Genomic DNA, 13653 nt, shown 5'->3' on the forward strand with positions numbered 1-13653 from the left:
GAGAGCTCGGCCGCTCGGCGACCTCGAATCAGGAAGCGCACTCCTTCCAGGCGAAGTGGTAGGTGGTCTCGATACTTCCGTCGGTCGAATCCATCGTCATGAAGCTGGTCTCGCCGGAGTCCGAGTCCCCCGCGTCCACCCGCAGTTCGGTGTTGATGTTGAAGTTGCGCTGTACACCGCAGGGCTTGTAGACGATGTCGGCGATCTCGGTCTCGTCGGTGACCTGCCAGTTGTCGCTGTAGGATCCCTCGAACGTCTTGCTGGAATGCGTGGTTCGGGAATCCCCCTGGAAGTAGTAGCTGGCCTGCTGGGTACCGGTGGCTCCTTCCGCGAGGTGGGCGAATCCGCGGTAGTCGGCCCGGGCTATGCCGTAGGTGAGCCCCTGGGGAACGTGCACGACCAGATTGAGCTGGCAGTTCTTCCGGAAGGCCGTGGGGTCCGCGTCGGGCCCCACCTCTGCCAGATAGTCGCTGTAGGTGACGGTGAAGGCCTTGTTGTCGGGCGAAACGGCCACGTCCGCCGTTCCTTCCGGACATCCGGAACCGTTCACGGTGGCGACGTCGATCACGATCTCGTCCGAAGGTGGGGAGTCGAACGGACCAGACGTCGGTACGAGAAGAGTGGACAGCGCCATTCCGGACGCGATCAAACCGTTGAGCATCCTGTTTCTCCTGTTCGGGTGAAAAACCACACTGCTGTTCGTTTCCGCCACGCGGACCACTGGCCGATCATTTTCGGGAAACGGCCGGCAACGAGTTTATGGGAGCGCTCCCAAAAACTATAGACACTTTCGGAGCAATCTCCGGACGAATCGGTGAAAGCGCCGCGCGACAGGGCCAATGATGGGATGAACCGAATTTTCGGACGCACTTTCAGCAGCCGATTCGTGCGGAATATTCCCTCCCGAAACGTGTTCACCAGAACGATTTCGAGCTTCTCGACGCCGCAGCGGATTTTCGCCGCCCCGGGTTGTTGCCGGGCGTCAGGAACGCCACCGAATCCAGGTACCGTGCGAGTCGGTCGTGGCCAGCGTCTCGTGGCCGTCCCGCGCCAGAACGAACGAGTTCTCCGGCCCCGCGGATACTTCCGCCGGGCCGATCACCCCGGCGGCCTCGTTGGAGAGCCACACCGCACCGAGCTCCCGCACGGCGGTGGCGAACTCGCGGCGAACGGATTCGGGGACGTAGGCCAGCACCGCCGAGTGATACACCACCAGGGTGGCCTCGCTCGGTGCGCTCGCGGCGATCCGCCCGAGATCGTCGAGGAGGTCACCGCGGTGGACCACCGGACGATGCCGCGCCGCGACGCGCAGCGCCGCGCGCAGCCGGTCCCGCCGCTCGGTCTCCCCCGGCCACAGCAGGCATTCCAGCCAGTTCGCGTGCTCGTCCTCCGTCGCGTCGAGCGGGGAGGTGTCGAGTCCCGCGCGCCACGCGACGCTCGGGACTCTGCCGGGTAGCGGAACCGGGCCGATGGGACGACAGCGCAACGTCGGCGCTTCGGGCTCGGTACCGGTCACGTGGTGCCCGGCGAAATCGTACGAGTAGAGATCGGGAAGCAGGTTCAGCCCGGCCGAAGCACCGACCTCCAGCAACGCCAGCGGTTCCGGGAGCCGAGCCAGCGCGGGAAGCAGTGTGGCGCACCGCCCCGCCTCGTTGGTCTGGGTGCGCCTGGCCAGCAGTACCGAGGCCAGTTCCGCAGCACGCTCCCGTACCAGGTCACGCAGCGTTTCGGGATCGGCGGGGCGACCGAGCAGGTATCGGGCGGCGGCGAACAGCAGGTTCGGTTGGCGTTTCTCACTCGGCAGTGATTCCAGCAGGCCCAGGATCTCCGCGTCGGAGGCGACCGCCTCGGCGAGTACGCCGTACTGCGGGGATTTCTCGGCCACCGCCACGCCGAACCTCCGGTAGTTCTCGGCGGTGCTCACTCCCGATTCGAGCCCGGTCATGCCGCGCTCGCCCGTTTCGTTGCCCCTACTTCCGTCGATCATGCCGAAAGCATGCCCTACAACGGTGGAAACAACGAGGACCGATTTCCGTCGTCCGCGGCACCGGAGCAGCATCGGAGGGGCGGCGAACGGAGGAACAACGGTGCGCAAGATACGAAACCTGACCGGTCCCGGCGTGACCGACGATTTCGGGATCGGTGGCACCGACCTTGGGGTGATGGCCACCGCGCCGGACGGCCGGTTGGTGGCGGTGTTCGGTGACACCTTCGAACGGGCCGGGGTGGGTGGCAGGGGGTGGCGTTCACCGGTGGTGCTCTTCGGTGACCCGAACACGGTGCGCACCGGAATCGTCTGGACCGGTTCGACGGGCAGGGGTCGCTACGCCGAGCAGGCGTTGCCCTACCGGCACAACTCGATCCTTAGCGGCAGGCGGGTGGGCACCGTGATTCCCACCGACGTCATCACGATCGGCGGGACGATGTATCTGCACGTAATGGTCTGCGCCGGTATCGGCAGGGTGCACTGGACCGAGATACACCGTTCCACCGACAACGGGGAGAGCTGGACCCGCACCGGGGCGAGCTGGCCGGGCGATCACCACGGCGGCTTGTTCCAGATGCTGACCTGGGAACTGGGGGACGACGGCTACGTCTACTGCTTCTCCACCGGTTTCCAGCGCGACAAGGGGCTGGTGCTGCAACGTGTCCCCGCCGAACGGATCACCGAACCCGGCGCGTGGCAGGGGTGGGGTTTTCGGCGGGGCGCGTGGGCCTGGGGCAATCCGCCCACGGTCGCGTTGACCGGGGCTTACGGTGAGCTGTGCCTGCGCCGGATCGAGGACCGGTGGTTGCTGTGCCTGTTCGACGCGGGCAACTACCGCATCGACGTACTGTCACTCGCCCACCCCACCTCGAATCTCTACGAGGTGCCGCGCACCACGGTGCTGCGTGGCACCGCCTGGCCCGAGGAGAACCACGCGAGCGGACACGTCGCCCAGCTCTACGGCGGCTACATCGTCCCGGGATCCACGTTGGACGAGCTTCATCTGGTGATAAGCCAGTGGAACACCGGACGGAACTGGCCCTACCGGGCGATGCAGTTCGCGGGAGCGCTGCCCCACGGGCCTCGGTAGGCCCCGCTGGACTTCGATCACTCGGCTTCCGTGCCGGTCCTCGCCACCGGAACACGAGCGGCTCGCCCGGGCACAGCTGCGGACGCTCTACCGGCTGCCGGCTCGGCCCTGTGCCGGCCAGTGACCCCTGGTCCGCCCGCGACTCCGCGAGCGGGTAGGACCGCACCGACTCAGCCGGTCGACAGTGCCCACCCGCCGGCCGCTTCCCCGATCCCACGGAACAGCACAGCTAGCCGATGCTGCCCGCCTTACCGGAGAGTTTCGTACGCAGCCGCGCCAGCGGTCCGCCCGATCCGGAGACCCGGGCGCTCGGCTCCGGCAGCCGACCCGCCACCGCGTCGTGCAGCAGTGCCTCGACCGTCTCCTTGGCACAGCTGCGGTTGGTTCCGATCCCACCGGAGGGACCACGCTTGATCCAGCCCACCACGTAGGTCCCGGGCCGGTCGGTGACCCGACCCCCGGAGTTCGGCACCGTCGCGGTTCCTTCGTCGAAGGGCAGGCCGGGCACCGGCACTCCCCGGTAACCGACCGCTCGCACCACCAGTCCGGCGGGGATCTCGACGGCCTCGCCACCGGCATCACCCACTCGAATACACCGAACCGCGTTCTCCCCCACCAGCTCCACCGGGGCGGAGTGGAACCGGAACACGACGCGACTCCGCCCGTTCACCGCCGCGTCCCCGGCAGGGGTGGACCAGTCGACGGTCTGCCGGGAGACGTCCCGCAGCAGCCCCGCCTTGTCGTCGGTCCCGGCGGCGTCGATGGTGGACTCGATTCGCGGATCGTGCGTGTCCACCACGAGTTCGATGTCCTCGCGCTGGGTGAGTTCGAGCAGTTCGGGCCTGGTGAAGGCGGCGTGCTCGGGACCACGGCGTCCCAGCAGCACCACTTCACGAACCCTGCTGGAACGCAGCAGTTCCAGTGCTCGCGGCGAGATCGAGGTGTCGGCGAGTTGTTCCGGCTCGGTGCTGAGGATGCGCGCCACGTCCAGCGCGACGTTGCCGTTGCCCACCACGACCACCCGCTCGGCGGACAGGTCGACGGCCTCGGCGACGGCGTCGGGATGGCCGTTGTACCAGGAAACCAGGGTGGTGGCGCTGACGCTGCCCGTCAGTTCCTCACCCGGAACACCGATGTCGCGGGCCGAGGAGGCCCCGACCGCGTAGATCACGGCGTCGTGCCGAGTCGCCAACTCCGCGGCGGACACGTCCTTGCCGACCTCCACCCCGAGCCGCAGCCGCATCCGGGGGTGGTTGTGGAACCGCGCGAACGTCTCACTGATCCGCTTCGTCGACGGATGATCGGGCGCCACGCCGTATCGCACGAGCCCGCCCGCGACGGGCAACCGGTCCAGCAGGGTGACCCGGCAGTTGGTGTGCAGCAGCAGGTCCTCGACGGCGTACATCCCGGCGGGGCCGGTGCCCACCACCGCGACGTCCATCGGTGCGAGATCACTGGGGATCGAGTGGTCGAACACCGGCGGTCCCCAGGAGTGGAAGTTGGGTGAGTTCCCGGCGGTGCTCGTCCCCGAAGCGCTGCCGGCCCCCGGACCGTTCAGCTCCACGCCGTTCGGCCCCGCGCCGTTCGCCTCCGACCGGCCGCCGGATTCCGAAGCTCGGCCGCTCTCGGGAGCACCACTGGTCTCCGGAGCGTCACCTGACTCCGGTTCGACGGCCGCGTCGCGGTCGGCGTAGTAAGCGGCGTTGATGTCGGCGTAGGCCCGGAGCGAGCCGGTCAGCCGGTCCACCGGGAACACCGCGTCGACCGGGCACGCGTCGGCGCAGGCGCCGCAGTCGATGCAGGTGCTCGGATCGACGTAGAGCATCTCGGTGGTGCCGAAGTCCGGCTCGTTCGGGGTGGGATGGATGCAGTTGACCGGGCACGCCGCGATGCAGGAGGCGTCGGTGCAGCAGGTCTGGGTGATCGCGTAGGCCATGGCTCAGATCAGGTTCGCCCGCTTGTAGAACCACATGGCGGGTTTGGTGAGCAGTCCGGCCGAGTCGAGGAACTCCATCAGCCCGGCGCAGCTGGAACGCACCAGCGACTTGTAGTGCTGGTTCGCCTTGGCCTCGCGGACGGCTCGGTCCACGTCCAGTCCCGCGTTCTCGTAGACCTTCTTGTTGACCATGCTGGTGACGATGAAGTACGAGGCGGCGGCGACCACCACGGATTGGAGCTGCCTGCGAATCGGCCCCACCCCGCGGAGACGCTCCTTGGTCTCCTGCCGGGCGAACTTCATGTGCCGGGACTCCTCGACCACGTGGATGTTGTTGATGGTGCGGACGAAGGGGGCGACCCGTTCGTCGCGCATCCAGTCCCGCTGCATGACGTCGAGGACCTCCTCTGCGACCAGGATCGCGGCGTAGGCCGCCTCGCCGAAGGCCAGCGTCTTGAACGCGCGGCCGAGTTCGATCACCGGACGCGGCGGACGGTAGGCGGGTGCGCGCAGCTTCGCGGCGCCGCGTCCGAACATGATGGAGTGTCGGCACTCGTCGGCGATCTCGGTCAGCGCCCACTGGAAAGCGGGGTCGGCCGGATCCTTGGCGTAGAAGTCCCGCAGCACCATCTGCTGCAGGATCATCTCGAACCAGATGCCGGTGCTGGCCACGCAGGCCGCTTCCTGCCTGGTGAGCTCGCGCTGCTGTTCCGGACTCATCTCGGACCAGTAGGCGGTGCCGTAGAGCGTGCTCCATTCCGGACTCGCACCGTGGTGGTCGGTGTCGAGAGGTGTCTCCCAGTCGACCTCCTGGGCGGGGTCGTAGGACAGCGTCTCCGAGGAGTCCAGCAACCTGCGGGCGACGTCCTCACGTTCGGAAGCCGCGCCCGTGGCGTCGGATCCGGTGATACTGCTGGTCATGGGCACTCCCTACCGAAATGACGACGATATTCCGGTGCCGCCGAAATAGTGTTACCGAAGGTAACAACTACTTGCGGGTAGCCGCGAGGGTGCGACATACGCTACATGTGTGACTTACAACACCTTCCAGGTTGCGGTGCCTCTCACGGTGCCGAACGAACGAGGAGCGCGGGCCTCGGAGCGGCTGCCACGGGGCCGCACCGCACAGCCGCGCGACCCCGTAAACCGCCCCCTACCGCCGCACCACCGTCACCGAGCGCGGAGGCAGCGAGCGGACGAGACCCGAGGCTCGCCCCTCGCGACGGACGAGTGGCGTTGACCACCGGACAGCTGATCTCGAATCGGGCATTCGGCACAATGGTCACGTGGCGATCGCACTCTCCCTGCTCGGTGGCCTGCTGTTGATCGCTTTGATCATCGCGGCCAACGGGTACTTCGTGGCCCAGGAATTCGCGTTCATGACCGTCGACCGGGCTCGGCTGCAGGACCGGGCCGAGCGGGGCGACCGGGTGGCCGCGCGGATGCTGCGGGTGACCCGCCGGACCTCGTTCATGCTCTCCGGTGCCCAGTTGGGTATCACCGTGACCGGCCTGCTGGTCGGCTACGTCGCCGAACCGCTGGTCGGCCGCGCGGTGGGCGAACTTCTCGGCGGGGTCGGCGTGCCCCCGGGCGTGGGCATCGCGATCGGCACCACGGGAGTGCTGGTGCTGTCGACCTTCGTGCAGATGCTGTTCGGCGAGTTGTTCCCGAAGAACCTCGCCATCGCACGGCCGTATCCGCTGGCGCGGTGGCTCTCGGCGTCCACGGTGGTCTACATGCGCCTGGCGGGCTGGCTGATCCGGTTCTTCGACCGGGCCTCGACCGGGCTGTTGCGGCTGCTGCGGATCGAGCCGGTGCACGACGTCGAGCACGCAGCCAACCCGAGTGACCTGCAGCGGATCGTGACCGCCTCCCGGCGGGCCGGTGAGCTTCCGGCGGAACTCTCGCTGCTGCTGGACCGGGTGCTGGACTTCCCGGAGCGCGACGTGGAGCACGCCCTCGTCCCCCACTCCCGGGCGGACGTGCTCACCGACTCCGCCACGCTCGCCGAGGTGCGCGGGACCATGAGCAGCGGCCACTCCCGCTATCCAGTGCTCAACCAGGACGGCGGCATCGAGGGGGTGGTGCACCTGGTGGACGTGCTGGAGTCCATGGGAACGGACACGAGCGGCGGGGAACGCCCGGTCACCGAGTTCACCCGACCGGCCACCATCATCCCCACCCTGATGTCCCTGCCCGACGCGGTCACCGCGATGGCGGAATCGCGCGGCAGGATGGCCTGCGTGGTCGATGAGTACGGCGGCTTCGCGGGCATCATCACGATCGAGGACCTGGCCGAGGAACTGGTCGGCGAGCTCACCGACGAACACGACGTCGACGAACAACCCCACCTGGTCGGCACCGACGACGGTGGCGCGCGGTGGCGGGTCCAGGGCGACGCCCCGCTCGACGAGGTGGAACGCGAACTCGCCCACGACCTGCCCCGTGGGGACTACGAGACCGTCTCAGGCCTCGTCATCGCCAACCACGGCGCACTGCCCGCGGAGAACACGGTGGTCGACATCAGACTTCCGGACGACCCTGCCGAACTCGCCCACACGCAGCACCCACCGGTTCGGACGCTGCGCGCCACGGTCGTCGAGGTCGACCAGCACGTCCCCGCGGAGCTGGTGCTGGAGCTGAGCGAGAGCACTCCCGACGAGCACTCGACCGACCCCGACGATCGGACGGGCAACCCCGACTCCGGGCTGTCCGGGCAGGAGGAGTCCTGATGCAAGGCCCCTGGATGGCCACGCTGATCACCATCGCGATCATCGCGGCCAGCGCGTTGTTCGTCTCGATCGAGTTCGCCACCATCGGCGCCCGGCGCACCCGCCTGGAGCAGCGGGCGACCACCAGCCGGGCGGCCCGCGCGGCGGTGCGCAACGCCTCCGAGGTGTCGGTGCTGCTGGCGGGCTGCCAGCTCGGCATCACCGCCTGCACCCTCGCGCTGGGCGCGATCACCGAACCGGCAGTGGAGCACGCGCTGGAACCCGTGATGACCGCGCTCGGTCTGCCGCACTGGCTCGGCGGCACGGTCTCGTTCATCCTCGCGCTGCTGCTGGTGACCTTCCTGCACCTGGTGGTGGGCGAGATGGCCCCCAAATCGTGGGCGATCGCCCACCCCGAGCGCTCGGCCACCCTGCTCGCCTTCCCCATGCGCGGTTTCATGTGGGTGTTCCGGCCCGTACTGCTGCTGCTCAACAACGCGGCGAACAAGCTCGTCGAGGCGGTCGGGGTGCGGCCGGTCGAGGAGGTCGCGATCGAGCAGAATCCCGACGAGCTGCGCCAGCTGGTGCGCCACTCGGCCGAGAGCGGTGAGCTCGACACATGGTCCTCCGACCAGCTGGCCGGGGCGCTCGAACTGACCCGGCTGCGCGTCGGCGACCTCACCGGCGAGGAGTCCGTCGCCGCCGTGCCCCGCACTGCCACCGTCGCCGATGTGCAGGCCGCCAGCAGGCGGTCCGGGCATCTGCGGATCCTCGTGGGGGCTCCCGACTCCCCGGAGGGGCTGGTGCACGTCCGCGACACCCTCACCCTCGATCCGGCGGATCCCCTGGACGGGCTGGTCCGGGACTGCCCAGAACTCGACCCGAGCACCAGCGTGCTCGACGCCCTGTCCCGGATGCGCCGCACCAGCACCCAACTGGCGCTGGTCCGCACTCCCGGACGAGCGACCGGAGTGGTCACCATCTCCGACATGCTGCAGGGGCTCTTCCCTCGCGGCACGGAGACCGAACCCGCCGAGCGGTGAACCGGGGCCACCGGCGACTCGGCATTCCCGCCCCGTTCCGTGCCGACGGACCGCCGCCCCACACCACCGCACGTAGGCGCACCGGAACAGGAAGTGCGCTTTCCGCGTTTCGCCGGGCAGAGTGGAACCGAACCGGCAGCACGGCTACGCGAAAAACGAGGTGGGACCGATGGGCGGCGACGAGGAGATCCGGGTCGAGACCTCCGGCAAACGGGTGCGCGCGATGCTCGGCGGGCACGTGGTGGCCGACACCAGGCGGCCGGTGCTGGTCTGGGAGCACCCCTACTACCCCACCTACTACGTGCCGCGCGCGGACGTGCGGGCCGAGCTGAGCGACACCGGCGAGGTGCGGCACTCGCGGCGGCTGGGCGAGGGCACGATCCACGACGTGGTCACCGACTCGACCACGGCCCCGGCGGCCGCGATCGGTTACCGGAACTCCCCGGTCGCGGAACTGCGGGAGCTGGTCCGGCTGGACTGGAACTCGATGGACGAGTGGTTCGAGGAGGACGAGCCGGTCTACGTCCACCCGCGCGACCCGTACAAGCGGGTGGACATCCTGGAGAGCTCGCGGCACGTGCAGGTGCGGCTCGACGGAGTCACCGTGGCCGACTCGCACCACCCGCGAATCCTGTTCGAGACCGGTCTGCCGCCCCGCTACTACCTGCCGCTGCCCGACGTGCGGATGGATCTGCTGCGGCCCAGCGACCACGAGACCCACTGCCCGTACAAGGGGACCGCGGGCTACTGGCACGTGCACACCGGCGAGGCCGAGCACCCCGACACCGTCTGGACCTACCGCACCCCGCTGCCCGAGAGCCACAAGATCGCCGGGCTGGCCTGCTTCTACGACGAACGCGTGGACATCCTCCTGGACGGCGAGCCGCAGCGGCGGCCGGAGACGCCGTTCTCCTGACGGACTACCCACCACAGTGGCCGGGTGAGGTCGGGGACGTGCGGCTCTCGACCGGAGTGGCGCGAAAGTGGGAACGAGCCGAGCTTTCCCGACGAAACCCAGGACATCCGGCCGGAGCCGTGGTGTGATCGGAACATGCCACGTGGACGTAACGGACATCCGTGCGAACCGGACACTTCACGAATGGGATTGTGGCGCTGCGAGGAGTGCGGGCAGCAGTGGGAGATTCACGGCGTGGAAGGTAATCCCCAAGTCCGCAGGGTCAGCCGCGTCGGGTGGTTCATCGCCAAGCTCTTCGGCTGAAGCCACCGCCGGACGCTGTTCAGCCGACGAGCGGGGGCGGGCTCGGCACGTGGCGTGCGGCGAGTACCGCCGTGGCAGCGACGATTCCCGACGCCTCGAAGAGCCGGACGTACGTCCGTGCGGCTCACCGCCCGAGTTCGTCGAGCCGTGCCAGCATCCGGCGTGCCTGCTCGGCGAGGAGCTCGGACTCCTCGGTGGTGGCCACGGCCAGCACCTGCCGCAGCAGTTGCCTGGCCTCGTCCGTCTCCCCGGTGTTCGACAGCAGCGTCGCGAGCTGAACCCGGACCTCCAGGATGCGTTCCAGCTCGCCGGGCAGCAGGCGTAGGTATTCGTTGAGCAGCGAGCGAGTTCGCGGGCCGCCCGCTGTCCTCAAGCTTGTGCTGATCCGAATCTCGGAGGCTCTGCTTCGAGTTCGCAGCGCACCGGCTCCCCTGGGGGCCAAAGACCTCCCAGTCCTCGGGGCTGTTGCTGGTCTCGGACCGCCGCCCCCGACAGTCTCACCCGACCCCGGTGCCAGCTCGCCGTCCGTTTTTTCTTCTGAGCCGGAGGCGATCCCCGGGGCTCGGGTCCCGCGTGGACCCGTAAGGCTGCGAGCCCCCCTCGATCTCGGGTGTGTCGCGTGTTCGACACACTTCTCCCGGGATCGAGGGGGAGGTGAAGCTTCTCGGTATACCGGAATTGTGACTTCGGAGCTTCACCCCGCGAGCCGGATTAAGGGCTCGCCGAGCCGGGGGTTACGCGCATTGCCGGGATGATGGCCGGGCTACGCGAGCATGAGCGCCAGGGCTTACCAAGGACACGGCCGGGTTCGCCTAGATCGTGCGTTGCCTGACGCGCGGACTTCACCCGCTCTAACCGGGAGCCGCACGGCTGTGAACCGTGGCCAGGACTTGCAGCCCTACCCACACGCTGCCTGGGGCGCGCGTGGAGGGGAGTCATTCCGTGCTAGACTCAGCACTGCTTTATTTCACTCTTGGCGGATGAAATATAGCACGAGTCCCCTGGTCACGATCAGGGGACTCTTTTTTGTCCGTGACCGAGGGTGCGCGCATAAAAAGCACCCCCGGAACGAATCCGAGAGTGCGAAGCAATCCGTCTGAGGATCAGTCGAACCGGGGTTCAATCGAGTTCGCGAATCCGCTGTGTGGCAGCGTCGCCCTCCCATCCGGCGAGAGCACGGTGGTCCGCCGCCCACTCGGCGCGGGTCCAAGCTTCCGGCATGGCTTCCAAGGATTCCCTCGCGGTCTGGCGGGCTTGCTCGGCGTCTCCGAGGGCGTGGAGCACGAACCCTTTGTGCCCGTTGAGGACAGGGAATATGTGCCAGTACGAACCGTCCGGTAGTTCTTGGGGATCGGGAGCGTTCTCGATCAGGCGATCGGCTTGGGTGAGCATCCGTGTGGCGGTATGGGCATCCCCGTCGTAGGCCGCGATCTCGGCGCCCTGCAAGTGCCCGTACGCGCGTAGTCCCGGATCGACCCGGCTGTCACGCATCGCCGCTCGGTTGAGGTTGGCCGCCTGGCCGTAGTTACCGAGCAGCAGCGCGCGATACGCGGCGAAGCTCAGCGCGGTGGCGAGCCGTTGCGGGTCGTCGGCTTCCAGCGCCAGCCGCGCCGCACGGTCCAAGTGGGATTGCGCGTCGCCGTATTCGTCCCGTGCGATCTTGAGCCAGCCGAGATACTGGCTGATCTCCGAGGCCAGTCCCACCGCCTCGGCCGTGTGCTTGGACTCGTCGGCTAGGTAGTTCACGAGCTCGGCGTGGGCCGCGACGCTGGGCAGCACGGCAGTCGGGGACGTTTCGTCTTCGAGCCTGCGCACGGTCGAGAGCATGTCGGCTGCTTGGGACAGGGCCGTGGTGTCGGCCCTGCGGGGATGCTGTGCGGCCCGGCGAAGCCGCTCGGTGCGTGGGTCGAGTGCGAACCCGAGGTCGCGATCGGATGCTTGCAGAACCGCGCGGAAGGCCGTCCGGTAGTCCCGTCCCGGCCGTTGAACCTGCCCGCGCTCAAGCCTGCCGAGATAATGCCGGTCCAGCGCCCCCGGCCTGCCGGTGTTGTCGAGTAGCCACGCGTTGACCCGTTCGGCCAACTCGGCACGGCTCATGTGCTCACCGGGCACGCGAGCAGATTCCGCCGCGTGCCGTGCGGCCTTGAGGTGATCGTTGCCGACCATGCTCGCCAGTCTGCCACCGAGCTGGAGAAGGTGAACGAGTGTGGAACCCGTGGAACGACAGCACTGCTGGCTGCCCGTATCGGAACGGACTGGTTTCAAGCCTTCGCTTGCTCGGACTGCACCGAATTCCGGATCACCGAGTATTCGGGCACCGGCAGCGCTGCGGGAAGCGATAACGAAAGCACACCACAAACCGCAGCGACCACGCGGGACTTCCCCGCGTCACTGGACTCAGCACTGCTGCTGTGAATCTCGCCAGATACGAAGCAGCGTGAGTTCCCTGGTCACGAGTAGGAGACTCTTCTTCGCTCGTCACCGAGTGTGCACATACGAAAACACCCCCGGAACGAATCCGAGGGTGCGAAACTGTTCGGCTGTTGGTCAGTCGAACCGGCTGGTCTTCACAGCGTCGAGGAAGGCCGACCACTGCGAGCCGGTAGCGGTGAAGTACCCGGCAGCACGGTCCTTCGTGTCGCGCACGCCGATGGTGTTGGTGGTCACCGCGACTTCGACACAGTTGTTCGCGCCCTGCGAGCGGCTGGACTTCCGCCAGGTCACACCGGTCAGATCAGCCATGTTTACCTACTCCGTGGTCTGGTGTCGCAGCTCCTTGATTCGGCGGTCCAGCATCGTCGCCGTCTCGCGCTCGGACGCCGCCGCCGCGCGCAGCCTATCGAATGCCTGCTTGTAAGCGTCCGTGTGGGCGGGACGGTCGATATAATCGGCTGACGTAAGTGCTTCCGTGTACACGTAGGTAGCTTCGGGCTCTTCCAGGGTGAGCAGCACCCAGCCGGTACCGAGCGCGACATGCTCGCCGGTCGTGAACGGGATGATCTGGATCGTGACGTTGGAGCGTTTCGCCATCTTGCGCAGGTGCTGCAGCTGGTCACGCAACACCTGGTAGTCACCGATCTGCCGGTACAGCACGGCTTCACCGAGGACCACCCAGATTCGCGGGCCTTCGTCCTGAAGCGCCCGATCGGCCCGCATCATCCGCTCCGCCACACCCGGTTCGGGGTCCACGGACTCATCCAGGGGATTGGACAGTACGGCTCGTGCGTAGTGCTCGGTCTGCAAGATCGCGGGAATGACCTCGGGATCATAGACTTTGATCTCCGCCGAGGCACCTTCCAGGGCCAGAAACGTGTTCGCCCAGTCTGGGACCGTCGATGGCCGATCACGGCGTCGTGCTTCCTTGCCGAGCGCTCGCAGTCGTTCGGCTTGCTCCTGGTCGTCCGCCACGCCGTACATCTCAAGCATGACTTCGATCTCGGCCGCGCTGGCGGTCAGGTCGCCGCGCTCCACTTTGGTCAGCTTGCCCGAATACCAGTCGAGCCGTTCGGAAATCTTGGGTGGCGACACCCCTGCCGCGTTGCGCAGGTTTCGCAGGATCAAGCCAACTTGGACACGGCGCACTGCGGGTGGCGTATTGCTCATGCAAGGAAGACTATCGCGCAACTTCGCCAGACAAGATCCCCTGATTGAGGGATCGTCAATTGCA

General features: G+C 67.6%; 13 protein-coding genes. 5 read left to right on the forward strand and 8 right to left on the reverse strand.

Annotated features, from left to right (window positions below; translation table 11 throughout):
- Positions 1–28: 28 nt before the first annotated feature.
- Together BLR41_RS19725 and BLR41_RS19730 are read right to left on the reverse strand one after the other, a co-directional pair.
- On the reverse strand, positions 29–661 hold the full coding sequence (locus BLR41_RS19725; RefSeq protein ID WP_092631337.1) for a DUF4360 domain-containing protein: 633 nt from the start codon (positions 659–661) through the stop codon (positions 29–31).
- 321 nt (positions 662–982) lie between these two features.
- Positions 983–1987: a DUF2332 domain-containing protein gene (locus BLR41_RS19730; protein ID WP_245694576.1), complete on the reverse strand. Its 1005-nt coding sequence runs from the start codon at positions 1985–1987 to the stop codon at positions 983–985.
- A gap of 100 nt (positions 1988–2087) precedes the next feature.
- Here BLR41_RS19730 and BLR41_RS19735 point away from each other — a divergent pair, with 100 nt between their 5' ends.
- On the forward strand, positions 2088–3077 hold the full coding sequence (locus tag BLR41_RS19735) for a glycoside hydrolase family 183 protein (RefSeq protein ID WP_245694578.1): 990 nt from the start codon (positions 2088–2090) through the stop codon (positions 3075–3077).
- Positions 3078–3306: 229 nt separating this feature from the next.
- Here the strand turns inward: BLR41_RS19735 and BLR41_RS19740 are convergent, their stop codons facing one another.
- A complete protein-coding gene (locus tag BLR41_RS19740; protein WP_092631344.1) occupies positions 3307–5013 on the reverse strand; it encodes an FAD-dependent oxidoreductase in 1707 nt (568 codons plus the stop codon).
- 3 nt (positions 5014–5016) lie between these two features.
- Positions 5017–5934, reverse strand: a complete 918-nt coding sequence (locus BLR41_RS19745; RefSeq protein ID WP_092631347.1) for an AurF N-oxygenase family protein — start codon at positions 5932–5934, stop codon at positions 5017–5019.
- Between the two features lie 365 nt (positions 5935–6299).
- Here BLR41_RS19745 and BLR41_RS19750 point away from each other — a divergent pair, with 365 nt between their 5' ends.
- The 3 genes from BLR41_RS19750 to BLR41_RS19760 all read left to right on the forward strand — a co-directional run bounded on the left by BLR41_RS19750 (position 6300) and on the right by BLR41_RS19760 (position 9683).
- Positions 6300–7745: a hemolysin family protein gene (locus BLR41_RS19750; RefSeq protein WP_092631350.1), complete on the forward strand. Its 1446-nt coding sequence runs from the start codon at positions 6300–6302 to the stop codon at positions 7743–7745.
- Positions 7745–8767, forward strand: coding sequence for a CNNM domain-containing protein (locus BLR41_RS19755; protein WP_092631353.1), 1023 nt, complete (start codon positions 7745–7747; stop codon positions 8765–8767). Before BLR41_RS19750 ends, BLR41_RS19755 begins: the two co-directional genes overlap by 1 nt.
- A gap of 169 nt (positions 8768–8936) precedes the next feature.
- The gene (locus tag BLR41_RS19760) at positions 8937–9683 is read left to right on the forward strand and encodes a DUF427 domain-containing protein (protein ID WP_092631580.1); all 747 of its coding nucleotides are present in this window, start codon (positions 8937–8939) and stop codon (positions 9681–9683) included.
- A 427-nt stretch (positions 9684–10110) separates the two neighbouring features.
- On the opposite strand, the gene BLR41_RS19765 is transcribed toward BLR41_RS19760, so the two are convergent.
- Entirely contained in the window at positions 10111–10359 is a 249-nt protein-coding gene (locus BLR41_RS19765) for a hypothetical protein (RefSeq protein WP_092631356.1), read from the reverse strand.
- A 746-nt stretch (positions 10360–11105) separates the two neighbouring features.
- The gene (locus BLR41_RS19770; protein WP_143013144.1) at positions 11106–12083 is read right to left on the reverse strand and encodes an NsdA family TPR-like regulatory protein; all 978 of its coding nucleotides are present in this window, start codon (positions 12081–12083) and stop codon (positions 11106–11108) included.
- 51 nt (positions 12084–12134) lie between these two features.
- Here BLR41_RS19770 and BLR41_RS19775 point away from each other — a divergent pair, with 51 nt between their 5' ends.
- A complete protein-coding gene (locus tag BLR41_RS19775) occupies positions 12135–12401 on the forward strand; it encodes a hypothetical protein (RefSeq protein ID WP_092631362.1) in 267 nt (88 codons plus the stop codon).
- A 132-nt stretch (positions 12402–12533) separates the two neighbouring features.
- Here BLR41_RS19775 and BLR41_RS19780 read toward each other — a convergent pair whose 3' ends face one another.
- Complete coding sequence (locus BLR41_RS19780; RefSeq protein ID WP_092631365.1) at positions 12534–12728, reverse strand: DUF397 domain-containing protein; 195 nt, start codon at positions 12726–12728, stop codon at positions 12534–12536.
- Positions 12729–12734: 6 nt separating this feature from the next.
- The gene (locus BLR41_RS19785) at positions 12735–13547 is read right to left on the reverse strand and encodes a helix-turn-helix domain-containing protein (RefSeq protein WP_245694580.1); all 813 of its coding nucleotides are present in this window, start codon (positions 13545–13547) and stop codon (positions 12735–12737) included.
- Between the last annotated feature and the right edge of the window lie 106 nt (positions 13548–13653).

It is taken from the genome of Actinopolyspora mzabensis, from assembly GCF_900101095.1.
In the GTDB taxonomy this organism is placed as follows: domain Bacteria; phylum Actinomycetota; class Actinomycetes; order Mycobacteriales; family Pseudonocardiaceae; genus Actinopolyspora; species Actinopolyspora mzabensis.

What these genes read in the sequence shown, in the direction of transcription:
- BLR41_RS19770 (WP_143013144.1), bottom strand. Translation starts at nt 12,083, where the DNA reads ATGAGCCGTGCCGAGTTGGCCGAACGGGTCAACGCGTGGCTACTCGAC.
- BLR41_RS19740 (WP_092631344.1), bottom strand. Translation starts at nt 5,013, where the DNA reads ATGGCCTACGCGATCACCCAGACCTGCTGCACCGACGCCTCCTGCATC.
- BLR41_RS19725 (WP_092631337.1), bottom strand. Translation starts at nt 661, where the DNA reads ATGCTCAACGGTTTGATCGCGTCCGGAATGGCGCTGTCCACTCTTCTC.
- BLR41_RS19780 (WP_092631365.1), bottom strand. Translation starts at nt 12,728, where the DNA reads ATGGCTGATCTGACCGGTGTGACCTGGCGGAAGTCCAGCCGCTCGCAG.
- BLR41_RS19760 (WP_092631580.1), top strand. Translation starts at nt 8,937, where the DNA reads ATGGGCGGCGACGAGGAGATCCGGGTCGAGACCTCCGGCAAACGGGTG.
- BLR41_RS19755 (WP_092631353.1), top strand. Translation starts at nt 7,745, where the DNA reads ATGCAAGGCCCCTGGATGGCCACGCTGATCACCATCGCGATCATCGCG.
- BLR41_RS19730 (WP_245694576.1), bottom strand. Translation starts at nt 1,987, where the DNA reads ATGATCGACGGAAGTAGGGGCAACGAAACGGGCGAGCGCGGCATGACC.
- BLR41_RS19745 (WP_092631347.1), bottom strand. Translation starts at nt 5,934, where the DNA reads ATGACCAGCAGTATCACCGGATCCGACGCCACGGGCGCGGCTTCCGAA.